At 72.6% G+C, this 17,459-nt stretch carries 17 protein-coding genes; 9 read left to right on the top strand and 8 right to left on the bottom strand.

What is annotated here, in order from left to right; genetic code table 11:
* Nucleotides 1–98: 98 nt before the first annotated feature.
* Nucleotides 99–518: a hypothetical protein gene (locus O7542_RS00565; protein WP_030503177.1), complete on the top strand. Its 420-nt coding sequence runs from the start codon at nucleotides 99–101 to the stop codon at nucleotides 516–518.
* Nucleotides 511–933: a hypothetical protein gene (locus O7542_RS00560; protein ID WP_281605563.1), complete on the top strand. Its 423-nt coding sequence runs from the start codon at nucleotides 511–513 to the stop codon at nucleotides 931–933. The genes O7542_RS00565 and O7542_RS00560 overlap by 8 nt, the downstream gene beginning before the upstream one ends.
* A 27-nt stretch (nucleotides 934–960) precedes the next feature.
* On the opposite strand, the gene fabG is transcribed toward O7542_RS00560, so the two are convergent.
* On the bottom strand, nucleotides 961–1,719 hold the full coding sequence (gene fabG / locus O7542_RS00555) for a 3-oxoacyl-ACP reductase FabG (protein ID WP_113974714.1): 759 nt from the start codon (nucleotides 1,717–1,719) through the stop codon (nucleotides 961–963).
* Between the two features lie 60 nt (nucleotides 1,720–1,779).
* Complete coding sequence (locus O7542_RS00550; RefSeq protein ID WP_043328583.1) at nucleotides 1,780–3,432, bottom strand: alpha-amylase family protein; 1,653 nt, start codon at nucleotides 3,430–3,432, stop codon at nucleotides 1,780–1,782.
* Nucleotides 3,433–3,485: 53 nt separating this feature from the next.
* On the opposite strand from O7542_RS00550, the gene O7542_RS00545 reads away from it, so the two are divergent.
* Both O7542_RS00545 and O7542_RS00540 read left to right on the top strand, forming a co-directional pair.
* The gene (locus O7542_RS00545; protein ID WP_043328581.1) at nucleotides 3,486–4,076 is read left to right on the top strand and encodes a DUF1349 domain-containing protein; all 591 of its coding nucleotides are present in this window, start codon (nucleotides 3,486–3,488) and stop codon (nucleotides 4,074–4,076) included.
* 70 nt (nucleotides 4,077–4,146) lie between these two features.
* Nucleotides 4,147–4,809 carry a DedA family protein gene (locus O7542_RS00540; RefSeq protein ID WP_043328580.1) on the top strand — a complete coding sequence of 221 codons (663 nt, stop codon included), beginning with the start codon at nucleotides 4,147–4,149 and terminating at the stop codon, nucleotides 4,807–4,809.
* A 13-nt stretch (nucleotides 4,810–4,822) separates the two neighbouring features.
* Here the strand turns inward: O7542_RS00540 and O7542_RS00535 are convergent, their stop codons facing one another.
* From O7542_RS00535 to O7542_RS00520, 4 genes are all read right to left on the bottom strand, one after another.
* A complete protein-coding gene (locus tag O7542_RS00535) occupies nucleotides 4,823–6,388 on the bottom strand; it encodes a cellulose binding domain-containing protein (RefSeq protein WP_043328579.1) in 1,566 nt (521 codons plus the stop codon).
* Nucleotides 6,389–6,530: 142 nt separating this feature from the next.
* On the bottom strand, nucleotides 6,531–7,955 hold the full coding sequence (locus O7542_RS00530; RefSeq protein ID WP_281605562.1) for a carbohydrate-binding protein: 1,425 nt from the start codon (nucleotides 7,953–7,955) through the stop codon (nucleotides 6,531–6,533).
* Nucleotides 7,956–8,033: 78 nt separating this feature from the next.
* Nucleotides 8,034–8,780, bottom strand: coding sequence for a membrane protein insertase YidC (gene yidC, locus O7542_RS00525; RefSeq protein ID WP_281605561.1), 747 nt, complete (start codon nucleotides 8,778–8,780; stop codon nucleotides 8,034–8,036).
* A 131-nt stretch (nucleotides 8,781–8,911) separates the two neighbouring features.
* A complete protein-coding gene (locus O7542_RS00520; protein WP_281606518.1) occupies nucleotides 8,912–9,187 on the bottom strand; it encodes a DUF6412 domain-containing protein in 276 nt (91 codons plus the stop codon).
* 185 nt (nucleotides 9,188–9,372) lie between these two features.
* Between O7542_RS00520 and O7542_RS00515 the strand changes: the two genes are divergently transcribed.
* The 4 genes from O7542_RS00515 to O7542_RS00500 all read left to right on the top strand — a co-directional run bounded on the left by O7542_RS00515 (nucleotide 9,373) and on the right by O7542_RS00500 (nucleotide 14,955).
* Nucleotides 9,373–10,521, top strand: a complete 1,149-nt coding sequence (locus O7542_RS00515; RefSeq protein ID WP_043328575.1) for a glutamate--cysteine ligase — start codon at nucleotides 9,373–9,375, stop codon at nucleotides 10,519–10,521.
* A 41-nt stretch (nucleotides 10,522–10,562) separates the two neighbouring features.
* Nucleotides 10,563–11,942, top strand: a complete 1,380-nt coding sequence (locus tag O7542_RS00510; RefSeq protein ID WP_210869536.1) for an FAD-dependent oxidoreductase — start codon at nucleotides 10,563–10,565, stop codon at nucleotides 11,940–11,942.
* Nucleotides 11,943–12,073: 131 nt separating this feature from the next.
* Nucleotides 12,074–13,495: a WGR domain-containing protein gene (locus O7542_RS00505; RefSeq protein ID WP_166457177.1), complete on the top strand. Its 1,422-nt coding sequence runs from the start codon at nucleotides 12,074–12,076 to the stop codon at nucleotides 13,493–13,495.
* A gap of 155 nt (nucleotides 13,496–13,650) precedes the next feature.
* On the top strand, nucleotides 13,651–14,955 hold the full coding sequence (locus O7542_RS00500; RefSeq protein WP_281605560.1) for a hypothetical protein: 1,305 nt from the start codon (nucleotides 13,651–13,653) through the stop codon (nucleotides 14,953–14,955).
* A gap of 312 nt (nucleotides 14,956–15,267) precedes the next feature.
* On the opposite strand, the gene O7542_RS00495 is transcribed toward O7542_RS00500, so the two are convergent.
* On the bottom strand, nucleotides 15,268–15,468 hold the full coding sequence (locus O7542_RS00495) for a hypothetical protein (RefSeq protein WP_281605559.1): 201 nt from the start codon (nucleotides 15,466–15,468) through the stop codon (nucleotides 15,268–15,270).
* A 32-nt stretch (nucleotides 15,469–15,500) separates the two neighbouring features.
* Here O7542_RS00495 and O7542_RS00490 point away from each other — a divergent pair, with 32 nt between their 5' ends.
* The gene (locus tag O7542_RS00490) at nucleotides 15,501–16,373 is read left to right on the top strand and encodes an aminoglycoside phosphotransferase family protein (RefSeq protein WP_281605558.1); all 873 of its coding nucleotides are present in this window, start codon (nucleotides 15,501–15,503) and stop codon (nucleotides 16,371–16,373) included.
* 1 nt (nucleotide 16,374) lies between these two features.
* On the opposite strand, the gene O7542_RS00485 is transcribed toward O7542_RS00490, so the two are convergent.
* Complete coding sequence (locus O7542_RS00485; RefSeq protein WP_064447859.1) at nucleotides 16,375–17,184, bottom strand: DNA-formamidopyrimidine glycosylase family protein; 810 nt, start codon at nucleotides 17,182–17,184, stop codon at nucleotides 16,375–16,377.
* Nucleotides 17,185–17,459: the final 275 nt, after the last annotated feature.

Genomic DNA, 17,459 nt, shown 5'->3' with positions numbered 1-17,459 from the left:
ACCGGCGTACGCCGGGACCGTGATCCACGCTAGTCGTCCGGCCGGTCCGGCGCGCCTCGACCCGGCGGGCGGGCCGCTACTACACCGGTTAGTAGGCTGTGCCGGTGAACGACACTGTGTCGACGACCGTCGCGGCGGCCGCCGGATCGCCGGTGGACGGGCCGCTCGCCACGGTCGCGATCGTGATCTCGCTGGCGGTCGCGCTCTGGGCCCTGGTGGCGGCGGTACGCCACCGGCCGCCGGACCGGATCCAGTTCGTCGGCCTGGCCGTGCTGGAGGTGGCGCTGCTCGCGCTGACCGTGGTGGCGCTCGTCGCGCTCGGCGGCGGCGAGCGGCCGGGCGAGCCGGGCGCGTTCTTCGGCTACCTGGCGACGCTCGTCTGCCTGCCGCCGCTGGCCTGGGTGCTGGCGCGGATGGAGCCGACCCGGTGGGGCTCGGGCATCGTCTGCGCGATCTGCCTGGTCACGCCGGTCGTGGCGGTCCGGCTCCAGCAGACCTGGGAGGCGCTCGGTGGCTGACACCACGACCGCGCACGAGCATCGCGCCACCAACCGCGGCCCGGGCCGGCTGCTGATCGCCGTCTACATCGTCTTCGCCATCGCCGCGACCTCGCGGGCCGCGTTGCAGATCGCCACGAAGTTCGACGAGGCGCCGGTGGCGTATCTGCTGTCCGCGGTGGCGGCGCTGATCTACATCGTGGCGGCGGTCGGGCTGGCCCGGGCCGGGCACGCCGGCCGCCGGGTCGCGCTGGCCTGCTGCGCCGTCGAACTGGTCGGGGTGCTCGGCGTCGGCGTGCTGAGCATCGCCGACAAGGAGCTGTTCCCGGACGAGACGGTCTGGTCCGGCTTCGGCAGCGGCTACGGCTACGTGCCGCTGGTGCTGCCGGTGCTCGGTCTGTTCTGGCTCTGGCGCACCCGGCGCGACCCCGCCTGAGCGGGCCCGCGCCGGGTCGGGGGCCGGTCAGTCCTTCGGACCGCCGGCGACGTAGATGACCTGGCCGGAGACGAACGACGCGCCCTCGCTGGCGAGGAACGAGATGGTGTGCGCGACGTCCTCCGGGCGGCCGGGGCGGCGTACCGGGATCTCGGCGGCGGCGTGCTTCTGGAGGTCGTCGAAGTCGACCTTCATCCGCGCCGCGGTGGCGGCGGTCATGTCGGTGACGATGAAGCCCGGCGCGACCGCGTTGACTGTGACACCGAACGGGCCCAGCTCGATCGCCAGCGTCTTGGTGAAGCCCTGGAGGCCGGCCTTCGCGGCCGAGTAGTTCGCCTGGCCCCGGTTGCCGAGCGCGGACGTGCTGGACAGGTTGACGATCCGGCCCCACTTCGCCTCGACCATGTGCTTCTGCGCGGCCTGGCTGAACAGGAACGCGCCGCGCAGGTGCACGCCCATGACCGTGTCCCAGTCGCCCTCGGTCATCTTGAACAGCAGGTTGTCGCGCAGCACACCCGCGTTGTTGACCAGCACTGTCGGTGCGCCCAGCTCGGCGGCGATCCGCTCCACGGCTGCCTCGACCTGGGCCCGGTCGGACACGTCGGCGCCGACGCCGAGCGCCCGGCCGCCGGCCGAGCCGATGGCGTCCACCGTCTCCTTGGTGGCGGACTCGTCGATGTCGACCACGGCGACGGCCATGCCGTCGGCCGCCAGCCGGCGGGCGGTCGCCGCCCCGATGCCGCGCGCGGCTCCGGTGACGACGGCGATGCGGGGCTCCTCCGACATGCTTACCTCCCGGTAACTTGTGGCTCGATCGAAGGAGCTTAACCCGCCGGTACGCCGCGCCTACCGCCCGTGGCCCCGGCAGAGCCGGATCCACCGGTAGCCGTACCCGCCGAGCTTGAGCCGGTCGAGCTTGCCCACGTCCTCGTAGTTGCGGTCGCTCAGCACGTCGATCGGCAGGTCCGCCTCCGGGGCCAGCGTGCTCAGGTCCACCTCGACGTCCTCGGTGCCGAGGTTGTGCAGGAAGACCATCGTCCCGGTACGCCCGTCGGCGCGGTGCGCGAGCACGCCCGGCGGCATCGGCACGTCGATGTGGGTGGTGCTGCCCGAGCCGGTCTCCGGCGCCTCCCGCAGCGTCCGGATCATCCGCTCGAACCAGCCGAGCAGCGACCGCGGGTCCTTGCGCTGGGCGGTGACGTTGACGTTCTGGTAGCCGTACTCGCCCTTGTCGATCACCGGGCGGACCAGCTTCTCCGGCTCGGCGGTGGAGAAGCCGGCGTTGTCCGCGTAGGACCACTGCATCGGGGTGCGGATCGCGTCGCGCCCGTCCAGCGACAGGTCCTCCCCCATGCCGATCTCCTCGCCGTAGCGCAGCACCGGCGTGCCGCGCAGCGAGAACTGCAGCGAGTACGCCAGTTCCATGTGCCGACGGTCGTTGCCGAGCATGGGCGCGAGACGACGGCGGATGCCCCGGCCGTAGAGCTGCATGTTCTCGTCCGGGCCGAACTTCGCCAGCACGTCGTTGCGCTGGTCGGCGGTGAGCCGGGACAGGTCGATCTCGTCGTGGTTGCGCAGGAACGTGGCCCACTGGCCGCCGGTGGGCAGCTTGGGGGTGTCCCGCAACGCCTCGATGATCACCTCCGGGTCCTCCCGGGCCAGGGCGAGCATCAGCCGGCCGTTGAGCATGAAGTCGAACAGCATGTGGATCCGGTTGCCCGAGCCGCTGCCGTCACCGAAGTAGACGGGCAGCTCGTCCGGCTCCACGTTCGCCTCGGCCAGCAGGACCGCGTCGCCACGTCGCCACTGCACGTGCTGGCGCAGGTCGGTGAGGAAGTCGAAGTCCTTCGGCGAGTTCGGGTTGCCCGGTTCGGTGCGCTCGATGATGAACGGCACCGCGTCCATCCGGAAGCCGGAGACGCCGAGCTGGAGCCAGAACGAGGTGATCTTCTTGATCTCCGCGCGGACCTTCGGGTTCTCGATGTTCAGGTCCGGCTGGAACTTGTAGAAGCGGTGGTAGTACCAGGCCTTCGCGGTCCGGTCGTAGGTCCACGTCTCGTGCTGTTCGCCCGGGAACACCATGCCCTGGTGGCGGTCGGCCGGCTCGTGGTCGGCCCAGACGTACCAGTCCCGGTACGGCGAGTCCGGCGAGGACCGGGCGGACTGGAACCACGGGTGCTGGTCCGAGGTGTGGTTGACCACCAGGTCGATGATCACCCGGATGCCCCTGTTGCTCGCCTGGTGCAGCAGTTCGGCGAAGTCGCCGAGCGTGCCCAGTCGCGGGTCGACGTTGTAGAAGTCGGTCGCGTCGTACCCGTCGTCCTCGTTGGGCGAGGGGTGGATCGGGTTCAGCCACAGGCAGGTCACGCCGAGCCGGGCCAGGTAGTCCAGCCGGCCGATCAGCCCCTGGAAGTCACCCACTCCGTCGCCGTCGGAGTCCGCGTACGTGTCGACGTCGAGGCAGTAGACGACCGCCTCCTGATACCACCTGTCACCCATGCGAGGACTACTTCTCCGAACGTGCGCGCCGTCAAACCCGGTACGGTGCCGGGATGAACGAGGCGTACGACTGGTCCGCCGGCCACTGGCTGAACCCGCCCGAGCGGGCCGAGCCGGTCGACGGCGGCCTGCTCGTCGAGCCGCACGGCGGCAGCGACTTCTGGCGGCGCACCAGCTACGGCTTCGTTCACGACGACGGCTCGGCACTGCTCGCGCCGTTCGGCGCGGGCAGCGCCGTGGAGGTGTCTTTCCTCCTCGACTACTCGGAGCAGTTCGATCAGGCCGGTGTGCTGGTCCGGGTGGACGAGCGGCGGTGGACCAAGGCCGGGGTCGAGGTGAGCGACGGCGCGCCGCAGGTCGGCGCCGTGGTCACCGACGAGTTCTCGGACTGGTCGGTGGCGCCGGTGCCGCAGTGGTCGGGCCGGGAGGTGACGGTCCGGGTGAGCCGGGCCGGGGACGCGCTGACCGTCCGGGCCCGGTGCGACGACGAGCCGTGGCGGCTGGTCCGCGTCGCCCCGCTCGACCCGGCGGCGCAGGCGTCGGCCGGGCCGTACTGCTGCTCGCCCAGCCGGGGCGGGCTGCGGGTCCGCTTCACCGGCTGGCGACGGGGTCCGGCGGACGCCGCGCTGCACCCGGAGGGCTGAGTCACAGGTGTGACACCGGCCGGTCCGGGTAACACTTTCGGATCTCCGGCTCTCGCGTGGAAGGACCGACATGGCCCTGGCCCAGGACGTCGACCCGAACCAGTTCACCGGGCTGACCGGCTGGGTGGCGAGCGTGATCGACTCGCTCGGCGCGGTCGGCGTGGCGTTGCTGGTGGCGCTGGAGAGCATCATCCCGCCGATCCCGAGCGAGATCGTGCTGGCGATGGCCGGTTACCTGTCCGCCGAGGGCCGGTTCAACGTGGTGTTCATCGTGCTCGCCGCGACGGTCGGCTCGCTGCTCGGCGCGCTGGTGCTCTACTGGCTCGGCGCGGCGCTCGGCGAGGAGCGGCTCAAGCGCTGGCTGGACCACATCCCGCTGGTCGACCTGCAGGATCTGGAGAAGGCCGACCGTTGGTTCGAACGGCACGGGCGGTGGGCGGTGCTGATCGGCCGGGTGGTGCCGGTGGTCCGCAGCCTGGTCTCCGTCCCGGCCGGCGCGAACCGGATGCCGCTCGGTGAGTTCATCCTGCTCACCACGCTCGGCAGCGGGGTGTGGAACGCGCTCATCGTCGGCGCCGGGTTCACCCTCGGATCGCGGTGGGAGGACGTCGACAGGTACAGCTCGTGGTTCAACTACGCGATCTTCGCCGTCTTCGGTTTCATGATCGTGAGCTGGGCGGTGAAGAAGGTGCGCCGGCGGCGCGCCCGGCAGTCGGTGACCGCCGGGCGCTGACCGCGTCGCGGGCTCAGAAGCCCGCGGTGATGCCGGTGAACTCCCAGGTGTTCTGCGCGATGCCGGAGCAGTTGGCGACCACGCCGCCGCCGGGGCAGGGCCGGTCCCGGTTGACCGACCAGAACGTGAACCGGGCCAGGCCGCGCGCCTTGGCCCAGTCGCGGATCTGCGTCCAGGTGGCCGGCGAGGTCAGCTCCTGCTGGTCGGAGAGGCCGTTCATGCCGGACAGGCCCATGTGGGCGTACGCGGTGGCGTCGGACCAGCCGAACGCGTTCTTGAGCGCGGTCTTCAGGCCCTCGGCCGCGTTGACGGTGCTCTGGTACATGTTCGCGCCGCCGCCGAAGTCGAACGGCATGATCGTGAACACGTCGATCCCGGCGCCCTTGGCCGCGGCCTGGTTGATCAGCCGGGTGCCGTAGTACGACGGCCCGGTGGTCGAGGTGCCGAACGTGATGATCGTCTTGATCCCCGGGTTGTTCTGCTTGACGATCTTCAGGGCGTCCAGGATGCGGTCCTGCACCACCTCGTTCTCGAACTCGTCGCTGTTCTCGATGTCGATGTCGATGGCCTTCAGCCCGTACGCGTTGATGACCTGCTGGTACGCGCCGGCCAGCGCGGCGGCGGACGAGCAGTTCGGGCCGAGCTTGTTGCCGCTCCACCCGCCGAAGGACGGGATGACGTCGCCGCCGGCCGCCTTGATCGCGGCGATGGTGGCGGCGTGCGTGCCGCCGGTCAGCGGACCGCTGCCGTCCCAGGCCGGGGTGCAGCCGCCGCCGGAGAGCACGAACGCGATGGTGAACCACTTGATCCCGGTCGCGCCCATCACGGTGGACGGCGCGGGCGGGTCGCCCCAGCCCGGGTAGAGGTAGGGAGCGGCGGCCATCGCGCCCCCGCCGCCACCGGTGCAGCCGCTGGTGGTGGCCGCGACCGCCGCCGACTTCGCCGACTCGCCGCTGCCGTTGTACGCGGTCACCGTGTAGCTGTGCCCGCTGCACGCGGCCAGCCCGGAGACGGTGGCCGAGGTGCCGGTGACGGTGGCCTTGACCGTGCTGCCCTCGTAGACCCGGTAGCCGGTGACGCTGCCGGAGACCGCGTTCCAGGCGAGCGAGACCGACGACGCGGTGGTGCCGGTGACCCGCAGGCCGCCGGGGGTGGCGGGCGCGCCCGGGTTGCCGGGGTTGCCGCCGCCGGCGCAGGAGGCGCCGTTGACGGTGCAGTTCACCGGGTCGCCGGTGCCGCTGACGACGAAGCCGAAGCTGGTGCTGGCGCCCGGGGCGAGCGCGCCGTTCCAGGACTGGTTCACGGCGGTGACGTGCTGGCCGGAGGTGGTGAGGCGGGCGTCCCAGAACGAGCCGAGCGTGCTGCCGGACGGCAGGTCGAACTGGACGTTCCACGAGGAGATGGCGGCGGAGCTGTCGTTTGTGACGGTAAACCGGGCCTCGTACCCGCTGCTCCAGCTGGAGGTGCGGACGAAGGCCGCGGTGGCGGCGGAGGCGGGCGGGGCGGCGAGCAGCGCGCCGGCGACCACGGCGGTGGTCAGCGCGGCGGCGAGCGTCGCCAGGCGGGGGCGGAGTCTCACGGCGTCCTCCAGGGGACGGGCGGGGGGTGGAGAGGGATTCACAACCGTCGACGTGCGCCTATTATTAGGAGTGTTAACTGTTTCTGTCCAGCACCGGTTCGACGCGACCCGGACCGGGGTCCGGGTCGCGCCCCCATCGGCCTCAGCGGCGGAAGGTGAACCAGTTGACATTGACGAAGTCGGACGGCTGCCCGCTGCTGAACGTCAGGTAGACCGTGCGCCGCCCGGTCACCGCGCCGACGTTGCCCGGCACCGAGCGCCAGGTCTGCCAGCCGCCGGTGTTGCCGATCGCGAAACTGCCGATCGGCGGCGCGGTCGGGCTGTCCACCCGGACCTCCACCAGCCCGCTCACCCCGGACGCCGCGCCGGAGGCCACCCGGGCCACGAAGTCGCGCGGCGGCGTGGAGCCGAAGTCGACGTTGTCGTAGCGGGCCCAGTCGCCGTTGGCGAGCCAGCCGATGTCCTGGCCGCCCTCGGAGCACGTCTCCACCTGCACGCCGTTCTGCGCGTTGAACGACTCTGCCTGGATCGTCGAGTAGGCGTCACGCACCCCGCCCGGCGGCGGCGTGGTCGGGGTCGGCGACGGGTTGCTCCCGCCACCCCGGGTGTAGACGGCCACGTAGTCGACGAGCATCGACCGGCCGGACACCGTCGACGCGGTCGGCGTCGCCGAGCCGGCCACGCCGTCCGGGAAGCCGCCGCCCATCGCCACGTTGAGCAGCAGGAAGTAGCCGGCGTGGTTGGTCATCTGACTCCAGTACGGCTCACCGATCTGGTTCTGCCCGACGGTGTGGAAGAGCTGGCCGTCGACGTACCAGCGCAGCTGCTGCGGGCTGACCGAGGCGTCCCACTCGAACCGGTAGGTGTGGAACGCCGACTGGCAGGTGCTGCCCGGGCAGGCCCGGGACGCACCGATGCCGTTGAACTCCCCGCACGGGCCGCCCGGCGCGACACCGCAGTGCAGCACGCCCCAGACCGAGTTGATCCCGTTGACGTTCTCCATCACGTCGAACTCGCCGATACCAGGCCAGTTCTGGTAGTTGCCCCGGTACGGCGAGCCGAGCGCCCAGAACGCCGGCCAGTACCCGGATGCCGCCGCGCCGGTCACGTTCGGCATCTGGATCCGGCCCTCCAGGGCCAGCACGCCGCCCGACGGCGGCTTGAAGTTCGCCCGTACCGTCTCGATCCGGGCCGAGGTCCAGCGGCCGGCCGAGTCCCGCAGCGGCGTGATGCGCAGGTTGCCCGAGCCGTCGTAGGCCAGGTTGGCGGTGCTGGAGGTGTAGGTCTGGATCTCGCCGGTGCCCCAGTTGGCCGGGCCGCCCGGGTAGCTGGTGCCGGTATCGATGATCCAGTTGGCGGACGAGGGCAGCGTGCCGGCCGAGCCGGTGAAGTCGTCGCTCCACACCAGGCTCCAGCCGGAGGGAGTCGGGGGCACCGCGGCCTGGGCGGTCATCGAGACGCCCGCGAGCGCTGTGGTGAGCGCGAGCACACCCGCGGCCAGGGCGAGGCGGCGGCGCGATCGGGGCACGGTGGCGGAGGCGGCCGGAGCCGCCGGGATCGGGTTCATTCGGGGTGCCTCTCTGCGGGGACGGGTCCGGGAGAGCGCTCTCTGAGAGCGATTTCTACGCGCCCGCCCCCGCACTTGTCAACGCTTGTCGATGGCTGCCGCCGGCTGCGGGCGACGCAGCACCACCTGCTCCAGCGCCGTCCACGCCGTGGTGGTCACCAGATAGAGCACCGCCGCCAGCGGCACCACCAGCGCGACGAGCACCGTGCCGTACGGCAGCAGCGGCAGCAGCCGGCCGAGCACCGCCGCGCCCGGACCCTCGGTCGGGGTCCCGGCCACGGTGCCGGTGGCGGCTGCCGCCCGGCGCATCCGCCGCGACGACCACCAGGCCAGCGCGAGCAACGCGGCCAGCAGCACGCCGAACACCAGCGGCACCGGGCCGGCCAGGCCGTCGCCGAGGTGCCACCCCAGCGGTACGCCGGCCAGCCGCTCCCCCAGCAGCTGCGGCGCGCCGTCACCGGTGGCGAACAGGCGGTACATGACCAGGAAGAACGGCGCCTGCAACAGCGCCGGCAGGCAGCCCGCGACCGGACTGGCCCCGGCGTTGCGGTAGAGCGCGAACAACTCGGTCTGGAGGCGGGCCGGGTCGTCGGCGTACCGGTGCTGGAGTTCCCGTACCTCGGGGGCGAGTGCGGTCCGGCGCCGCTCCCCGCGGACCTGGGCCACTGTCAGCGGCGAGATCAGCAGCCGGACCGCGGCGGTGAACAGGACGATGGCGGCCGCCGTGGCGGCGCCGCCGGTGAGCGGGGCGAGCACGTCGGCGAGCCAGGTGACGACGGTGGCCGCGGCCGACGCCGCGGAGTGCAACGGTGCGAAGGCGAGCATGGGTGGACCCCTCGGTGGCGATTCCGGGTGTCCCGGGCGGCGACGTGCCGCACGGCGGGACGGATGACGACGGAATCGGCCGCGAAAGCCGGGAAGGAAACGGCAGCCCGCCGGCGCGGGCCGGAGGGTGGCTACGCGGCCGAGGGGCGCAGGCCGGGTGCGCGGGGGCGCGGACGCCCCGGCGCGTTCGGGTCGACCTGGCGGGGAACGCCGCGACGGCGGGCGCGGGCCCGCAACGCGGCGGCGAACCGGGTGCCGGGCGGCGTGGGCAGCGCGCGGACCCGCAGCGCGAGCAGGGTGGCGAGCAGCAGCGCGGCGACCACCGCCGCGCCGGCGAGCAGCCCGACCGGCCGGTCGGCGAACAGGGCGAGCGCGTACGCCCACGCCCCCGTCAGCACCGCCAGCATCCCCGCCACGCGACCACGGTATCCCGCCGTGTCACGCCCTGCTGCCCCGTGCGCGAACGCACTCGACCGACCCGAACAGGCGAACCGGCGCCGACACGCCCACCGGCACGTTTTCCGGAACGGACACGGTGGGTAACAGGTCCTCGGCCACGCGGCACCGTGCCGCGAGTGGTCCGGAGGAGACGGTGGTGGCGATGAGCGGCTCAGTGGCGGAGCGGGAGCGGAGCGCCGCGTCGGGCGGAACCGACCTGCTGACAGTCGGCGTCGAGGAGGAGTTCCTGCTCGCCGACCCGCACACCGGGACCGCCGTACCCGCCGTCGACCTGGTCATGGAGCAGGTGCCGGCCGAGCTGCGCGGTCAGGTGGAGCGCGAGTTCCAGACCAGCCAGATCGAGATCGGCAGCCCGCCCGGGCTGGACCTGTCCTCGATCCGGCACTCGCTGTCGATGCTGCGCGCCGAACTGGCCGACGCGGCCGAGCGGGCCGGCGTACGGCTGCTCGCGATCGGCACCGGACCGGTCGACGGGCCGGTGCCGCCGGTGGTGGACAAGCCCCGCTTCGACCGGATGATCGAGCGGTTCCGGCTGCTGGTGCCCGGTCCCGGCAACAACGGCATGCACGTGCACGTCGGCATCCCCGACCCGGACACCGGCGTGCAGGTGCTCAACCACGTCCGGCCGTGGCTGCCGATCCTGCAGGCGGTCACCGCGAACTCCCCGTTCTCCCGCAGCGAGGACACCGGGTACGCGAGCTGGCGCTCGGTGGAGTGGGAACGCTGGCCGTCGGTCGCGCCCACCCCGTACCTGGAGTCGCACGAGCACTACGAGCGGCTCATCCGGCAGCTCATCGCCAGCGGCGTGATGCTGGACGAGGGAATGCTCTACTGGTACGCCCGGCTCTCCGCCAAGTACCCCACCGTGGAGATCAGGATCGGCGACGTCTGCCCGACCGTGGACGACGCGGTGCTCGTCGCCGCGCTGGTCCGCGCGCTCGTGGCGACCGCGCTCACCGACATCGCCGCCGGCCGTCCCGCCGTCAACACCGACCACCACCTGCTCGTCGCGGCGCACTGGCGGGCCGCCCACGACGGGCTGGAGGGCGAGGGCGTCGACCTCACCGACGGCGAGCTGCGCCCGGCCTGGGAGCTGCTGGACCGGCTCGTCGACCGGCTGCGCCCGGAACTGGATCGGCACGGCGACCTGGACCGGGTGACCGACCTGCTGGGCGGGCTGCGCCGGCACGGCAGCGGAGCGGCCCGGCAGCGGGCGGTGTTCGCGCGTACCGGGCGGCTCGTCGACGTGGTCACGGACGTGGCACGCCAGACCCGTGGCTGAGCGGCCGCACGGCCGTGTCCCGGCGTGACAGGATGGGCGGCGTGGCGGAGCGCATGATCGTCATCGGCGGCGACGCCGCCGGCATGTCGGCGGCGTCGCAGGCGCGTCGCCGCCGCCGCGACCGCTCCGACCTGGAGATCGTCGCGTTCGAGCGGGGGCACTTCACCTCCTACTCGGCCTGCGGCATCCCCTACTGGGTGAGCGGCCTCGTGGAGGAGCGGGACGAACTGATCTCCCGTGACCCGCAGACCTTCCGCGACGACTTCGGCATCGAGGTCCGTACCCGGCACGAGGTCACCGCCATCGACCTGGACCGCCGCGAGGTGATCGCGCGGGACCTGGACGGCGGTGGCGAGGTCCGCGCCGGTTTCGACACCCTGGTGTACGCCACCGGCGCGTCCCCGGTGCAGCCGGACTGGGCACGCGACGACGTGTCGGGCGTGTTCGGCGTGCAGACGCTGGACGACGGCGCGGCGCTCATCGACTGGCTGGAACGCGAGCCCCGGCCCCGGCGCGCGGTCGTCGTCGGCGGCGGTTACGTCGGCGTCGAGATGGCCGAGGCGCTCGTGCAGCGCGGGCTCTCCGTCCAGCTCGTGGAGCAGGCCGACCAGCCGATGTCGACTGTGGACCCGGACATGGGCGAGCTGGTGGCCGACGCGATGCGCGGCACCGGCATCGGCGTCCGCACCGGCCTCACCGTCACCGGGCTGGAGGAGCGGGACGGCCGGATCTCCGCCGTGGTCACCGACGAGGGACCGGTCCCGGCCGACGTCGTGGTCCTGGGTCTCGGGGTACGCCCCAACACCGCGCTCGCCGAGGCCGCCGGCCTGCCGATCGGTCCCTCCGGCGCGGTGCGGACCGACCGCCGGATGCGGGTGCCCGGCGTGCCCGGTGTCTGGGCGGCGGGCGACTGCGTGGAGTCGCTGCACCGGGTCAGCGGCATGCCGGTACACATCCCGCTCGGCACGCACGCCAACAAGCAGGGCCGCGTCGCCGGCATCAACATCGGCGGCGGCTACGCCACCTTCCCCGGCGTGATCGGCACCGCCGTCACCAAGGTCTGCGAGCTGGAGGTGGGCCGCACCGGGCTGCGCGAGCGGGACGCGCTGGACGCCGGCTTCGAGTTCGTCACGGTGCTGGCCCAGTCGACGAACCGGGCCGGCTACTACCCCGGCTCGCGTCCGATGACGGTCAAGCTGATCGCCGAGCGGCCCAGCGGGCGGCTGCTCGGGGCGCAGATCGTCGGCTGGTCCGAGGCGGCCAAGCGGATCGACGCGCTCGCCGTGGCGCTGTGGAACGGCATGACGGTGGACGAGATGACAGCGCTCGACCTGGGGTACGCGCCGCCGTACGCCCCGGTGTGGGACCCGGTGCTGATCGCCGCCCGCAAGGCCGTCGACGCCCTCGCCGCCGCTGTGTAAGGAAGGGCCCCCTATTAACGCCTCCGGTAGAGGAAGGGCCCCTTCTTAACACCGAGACCCGGGTTTGTCGGTGCCCGGCGTTAGCGTGTGCGCGTTGCCGGTCCGGCACTTCCCCTCGGAGGTAAACCCCCATGTCACAGGAGACGACCTACCTCGAACTATCCGAAGTGGACGGTGGAGCGCACAAGTTCTACGAGGTGGTGGTCGACGACACCGCGATGACCGTGCGCTACGGGCGCATCGGCGACCAGGGCCAGGTGAAGACGAGCACCTTCCCGGACAACGCCCGCGCCCGCGCCGCCGCCGCGAAGAAGATCGGCGAGAAGGTCCGCAAGGGGTACGCCCCGGCGGTGCGCGGCGTACGCCAGAAGCGCACGGTCTCGCGCCGGCAGATCGTCAGCACCCGCTCCACCGCCCGCACCGCGCCGGTCCTCTGGCGGTACGCCTCGGGCGCGCCCGCCTTCGGCATCTTCGTCGACGACCGGCACTGCATGGTCGGCAACGAGCACGGCGTGATCACCACGCTCGACCACGACGCCCGGCTGCTCAACCAGGTCCGGCTCCCCGACGGGGTGAAGTGCATCGTCGCCGACGACGCCTGGGTCTACGCCGGCTGCGACGACGGCAACGTCTACGACCTGTCCGGCAAGGTGCCGCGCGCGGCGTACGCGATCGCGCCCGAGATCGACATCTACTGGCTGGACATCCACGACGGCGTGCTGGGCGTGTCCGATCGCGACGGCGGCATCTCGGCGATCGACCACGAGGACGAGTTCCTCTGGCGCCGGCCGGGGCGCGGCCGGTCCGCGTGGATGGTGCGCTGCGACGCCGACGCGATCTACCACGGCCACTCGCAGGGGGTCACCGGCTACGACTGGCGTACCGGGCGGGAACTGTGGCACACCGGCACCGGGGCGGTCCTGTTCGGCTGGCAGGAACGGGACGCCGTGTTCGCCGGCACCGGCACCCGCGAGGTGGTCCGCCTGCGCAAGGACGGGCGGGCCGAGCAGACGTACCGCTGTGACGCCGCGGTCTTCTCCTGCGCCACCGCCGAGGGCGGCCGGTACGTGTTCGCGGGCGACAGCGCGTCCTCGATCTACTGCTTCGACCAGGCCGGCAACCGGCTGTGGAAGCTGGGCACCGGCTGCGGCTCGGCGTACTCGATGCAGTACCACGACAATCGGCTCTACGTGGTCACCACGAGCGGCCACCTAGCCTGCATCGACGCGAGCGAGGCGGCGATCCGGGCGGCCGAGGCGGGCAGCGTGCCGGACGTGGTCGACGTGAAGGCGCCGGCCCGGCTGCCCGAGCCGGCCGCCTGGACGTCCGTCGAGGTGACCACCGACGACCGCGACGGCGTGCTGGTGCAGTGCGTCGAGCAGGGCGGCCGGCTGCGCGTCCACGTTCTGGCCGACGGCTACCGGCGGGACTGGCCGGTGCAGTTCCCCAAGGGCATCCGCGAACCGGGCGCGCGCTTCCTGGTCACCGAGATCCGCGAGTCCGGCCGGGGCGGCTTCTACCGGGCATACGGGGACATCCGCCGGCTGCGCTGAGCCGCCGGCCGAGTCGGAGGGCGGGTCGGCCGGGGTCCTCGGCCGACCGTCCCGGCGAATCGACAGGCCGACGGGGCAGCCGGCAACACATCGACGGAGTACGGTACCGACAGGAGAACTCTCCGTTACCGGTCAACCTCGGAAGGGGCACCGACATGCGAGTGTGGCGCATGGCCGCGACGGCTCTTCTCCTGCTGCCCGGCGGTGTCCTCGTCGCCGCGCCGCCCGCAACCGCCGCACCTTCCGCAACCGCCACGCCCTCCGCAACCGCCACGCCTTCCCCTGCGGCCGCGGCGGACCAGACGCCACCGGTGCTGGTGGACGTCACGGTCTCACCCGACGCGGTCTCCGTCTCGGGCGTCGACCTGGTGCCGGTGACGGTGACGGTGCACCTGACCGACGACACCGGCGTGGTCGAGGCCTCCGAGATGGACGGCGGCTCCCTGCCCTACGTCGGTCTGCGCCTCGTCGGCACGGACCGCACCGACGGCGCCGAGTTGTCGCTCACCGCTGGCACCCCGCAGGACGGCACCTGGAGCGCGACGATCCACGTGCCGTCGACCTGGAACGGCACCTGGGAGGTCCACCGTCTGGTGGCGACGGACGCCGCCTGGAACCGCCTGGACGTCGACCCGCCCGCCTCGGCGGACACCAGGCTGGAGGTCACCGGCACACACCGGCCCGCGGTCACCATGCGTCTCACCCCGAACCCGCTGGTCGGTGACGGACCGCTGACCGTGGCGGGACGGTTCTACTACGAGGACACCGGCGAGGGCATCGGTAACCAGCCCATCTTCTTCGGCACCGACAACCTCTGCGTTGAATATCACAGCGAGCCCAACGGCACCACCAAGGCCGACGGCACGTTCTCCCGGACCTATCCGAAGGGCGACAGCTACCTCAAGTGCGTCGGCATCACCCGTCCGTCCAACTCGAGGGTCGCACCGTCCTACATCGTCGTCACGGCAGACCATCCCCGGGTGAAGCCGACAGTCACGGCGAAAGCGAACCGCACCACCGTCACGCCCGGCACCACAGTCACCATCACCGGCGAGGTGAAGCCCGACGCCGGCTGGAACATCGAACTACAGCAACTCCAGGGCAGGACGTGGCGGAAGGTGGCCGCCGACCTGACGAGCGGAGACCGCGGCGCGTACCGCATCCCCATCACGCCGAAGACACCCGGCACCTTGCGCTACCGCGTAGTCGTCCCGAGTGAAGACCCGGCGACGGTCGGCGTGTCCGAGGTGGTCACCGTACGCGTGTCGACACCCGGCAGCGAGCCCTCGCCGGGCGGTGGCGGAGGCGGTGGCACCGTCGGAGGCGGAGGCACCGGAGGGCTGCCGATCACCGGTCCCGCCACCGCGCCGCTGGTGACCGGCGGCGTGGCTCTCCTGATCGTCGGCGCCGGTCTGATGCTGCTGGCCCGCCGCCGCCGACCGACCCCGGACGGACGGTAGATCCGGACGGGCACCGGGCCGGGCACGACGATTGCCCCGGCCCGGCTCCCCTGACCGCGGATCACACCGGCGCCCCTTCCCCAACCACACCCGGCACCTGACGTCCCGCGCCGAACCCTCCACTCCTGCCAGTTGATCAAGGAGTTTGCGGCGAATTTCTGGCGCTCCGGTGACGCGAACTCCTTGGTCAACACCGGGTGCCGAATGCTGCCCGCCGACTGACAGCCACGGCCCAGCTTGATCAACACCAGGTCGCCGAGGTGATGGCATCAACGGCTCCGCGACACCACCACCTCGGCGAGGTGGTGTTGATCAAGGGTGATGATGCCACCACCTCGGCGAGTTGGTGGGAGGCGTGCATGCGTCAAGGGTGGGACCGGCGTCGGCGGTGATCTCGGGCAGATGAGCACCGTCCGGTTGATCCATCTCGTCTTCGTCAGGCCGCTCGGCGAGGGCCGGGACGGCCATGAGCGTCACTTCGTCGGCGTGCGCGTCGAGGACGCCGCGGTGCACGGCCGGTCGCCTCGCTCGGCCAGGATGACCGGATGCGGTGTGACATTCCTGAGAGCCTGCGCTGGGTCGAGCGGACGGAAGCCGGGCGGGCCTGGCTCGCGGAGCTGCCGGACCGGCTCGCCACGTGCGTCGCACGGTGGGAGCTGACGGTCGGGCCGCCGTTCGGGTACGCGTTCGCGTCGCTGGCGCTGCCCGCGACGCTGCCCGACGGGACGCGGGCGGTGCTGAAGCTGCAGTACCCGGACGACGACAGCCGTCACGAGGCCACCGCGTTGGCGCACTGGGACGGCCGGGGCGCGATCCGGCTGCTCGCCCACGATCCGGGCCGGCGCGCGTTGCTCGTCGAGCGCTGCGACCCCGGCACCCCGCTGTACGGCCTGCCGCCCGACGCCGCGCTCGACGTGGCGGTCGAGCTGCTGCCCCGCCTCGGGGTGCCGGCCGGACCGCCGTTCACTTCGCTCGCCGAGGAGGCGGCCGGCTGGGCGGAGCGGATGCCGGGCAACTGGCAGCGGGCCAACCGCCCGTACGAGCGGCGGCTGCTGGACGCCGCGCTCGGGCTGCTCGCCGACCTGGCGCCGAGCCAGGGTGAGCAGGTGCTGGTCAACCAGGACCTGCACGCCGGCAACATCCTGGCGGCGGGACGCGAACCGTGGCTGGTGATCGACCCGAAGCCGCTGGTCGGCGAGCGGGAGTTCGCGGTGGTACCGCTGGTGCGCGGCGCCGAGCTGGGCCACTCCCCCGCGGCGGTCCGGCACCGGCTCGACCGTCTCAGCGCCGAGCTGGGCCTGGACCGGGAGCGGGTACGCGGCTGGGCGATCGGCCAGACGGCGGCCTGGTGCATCGGCGGCGACCAGGTCTTCCCCGGCAACGTCGAGGCGGCCCGCTGGCTGCTCGACGAGATGTGAGTCAGCCCGCCTGGCAGGTGGGGCACCAGTACAGGTTGCGTCCGGCCAGCGTGCCCCGGCTCACCTCGGTGCCGCAGACGTGGCAGGGCGCGCCGGGGCGGCGGTAGACGTACACCTCGCCGCCGTGCCGGTCGACGCGCGGCGCGCGGCCCGTGACCTCGGGCAGGTCGGCGTCGCGCACCGTGTCGATCCGGCCCCGCTCGACCGCGCGGGTCATCAGCGTCACCAGGTCCATCCAGAGTTCGGCCCAGCCGGCCGCGCTCAGGTCGCGGCCGGGCAGCAGCGGCGGCCGGCCGGCCCGGAACAGCGCCTCGGTCACGAAGATCAGGCCGGTGCCGGCCACCACCGACTGGTCCAGCAGCAGCGCGGCGAGCGGGGTGGGGCTGCGGCGGATCCGCGCGTACGCCCGGTCGGGGTCGGCGTCGGCGCGCAGCGGGTCCGGCCCGAGCCGCTCGCGCAGCGCCGTCACCTCGGGCGGGGTCAGCAGTTCGCAGGCGGTCGGGCCGCGCAGCTCCAGCCAGTTCCGGTCGCTGTGCAGGCGCAGCCGCACCTGCCCGACCGGGGACGGCGGTTCCCCGGGCCCGTCGGCGAACTTCCCGTACAGACCCAGGTGTACGTGCAGCGTCAGCTCGCCGGCGTAGTGGTGCAGCAGGTGCTTGCCGTACGCCTCGGTGCCGTCCAGGACGGTGCCGCTGAGGCGGGCCGCGCCCTCGGCGAAGCGCCCCTGCGGGCTGTCTGCGTGCACCTTGTCGCCCGCGAACAGCTCGGCGTGCCGGGCGGCGAGGCGGTGGATGGTGTGTCCCTCTGGCACAACGACCAAGCGTAGCCAGCGGATCGGACCGCCGGCGACGTCGGGTCCTGAGACGACGTTGAATCGATGTTCGTCGACTGAAAGACTGGCGGCGGTAGCGCTCGGGAGCCAGTGCGAGCCGCTCGATCTCGCCGGAGGGACAAGCGCGGGGTGATGTGCCACCCCGGTGCCGGGCAGTCGTCTCCGGCGCTCCGCCGTGCCGCTACGGCGGCGACATCGCGGTCCACCACCACTCCGGCGCCGACCGCCCCCGGCGCCCCCAGCTCGGGAGAGAC

Origin of the sequence: Micromonospora sp. WMMC264, from assembly GCF_027497275.1 — a bacterium.
Classification (GTDB): domain Bacteria; phylum Actinomycetota; class Actinomycetes; order Mycobacteriales; family Micromonosporaceae; genus Micromonospora; species Micromonospora chalcea.
This window is presented reverse-complemented; position numbering and strand designations above follow the sequence as displayed.

Coding starts and splice junctions, on each gene's coding strand:
- fabG (WP_113974714.1), bottom strand. CDS start 1,719: ATGTCGGAGGAGCCCCGCATCGCCGTCGTCACCGGAGCCGCGCGCGGC.
- O7542_RS00550 (WP_043328583.1), bottom strand. CDS start 3,432: ATGGGTGACAGGTGGTATCAGGAGGCGGTCGTCTACTGCCTCGACGTC.
- O7542_RS00545 (WP_043328581.1), top strand. CDS start 3,486: ATGAACGAGGCGTACGACTGGTCCGCCGGCCACTGGCTGAACCCGCCC.
- O7542_RS00540 (WP_043328580.1), top strand. CDS start 4,147: ATGGCCCTGGCCCAGGACGTCGACCCGAACCAGTTCACCGGGCTGACC.
- O7542_RS00530 (WP_281605562.1), bottom strand. CDS start 7,955: ATGAACCCGATCCCGGCGGCTCCGGCCGCCTCCGCCACCGTGCCCCGA.
- yidC (WP_281605561.1), bottom strand. CDS start 8,780: ATGCTCGCCTTCGCACCGTTGCACTCCGCGGCGTCGGCCGCGGCCACC.
- O7542_RS00520 (WP_281606518.1), bottom strand. CDS start 9,187: ATGCTGGCGGTGCTGACGGGGGCGTGGGCGTACGCGCTCGCCCTGTTC.
- O7542_RS00505 (WP_166457177.1), top strand. CDS start 12,074: ATGTCACAGGAGACGACCTACCTCGAACTATCCGAAGTGGACGGTGGA.
- O7542_RS00500 (WP_281605560.1), top strand. CDS start 13,651: ATGCGAGTGTGGCGCATGGCCGCGACGGCTCTTCTCCTGCTGCCCGGC.
- O7542_RS00490 (WP_281605558.1), top strand. CDS start 15,501: ATGCGGTGTGACATTCCTGAGAGCCTGCGCTGGGTCGAGCGGACGGAA.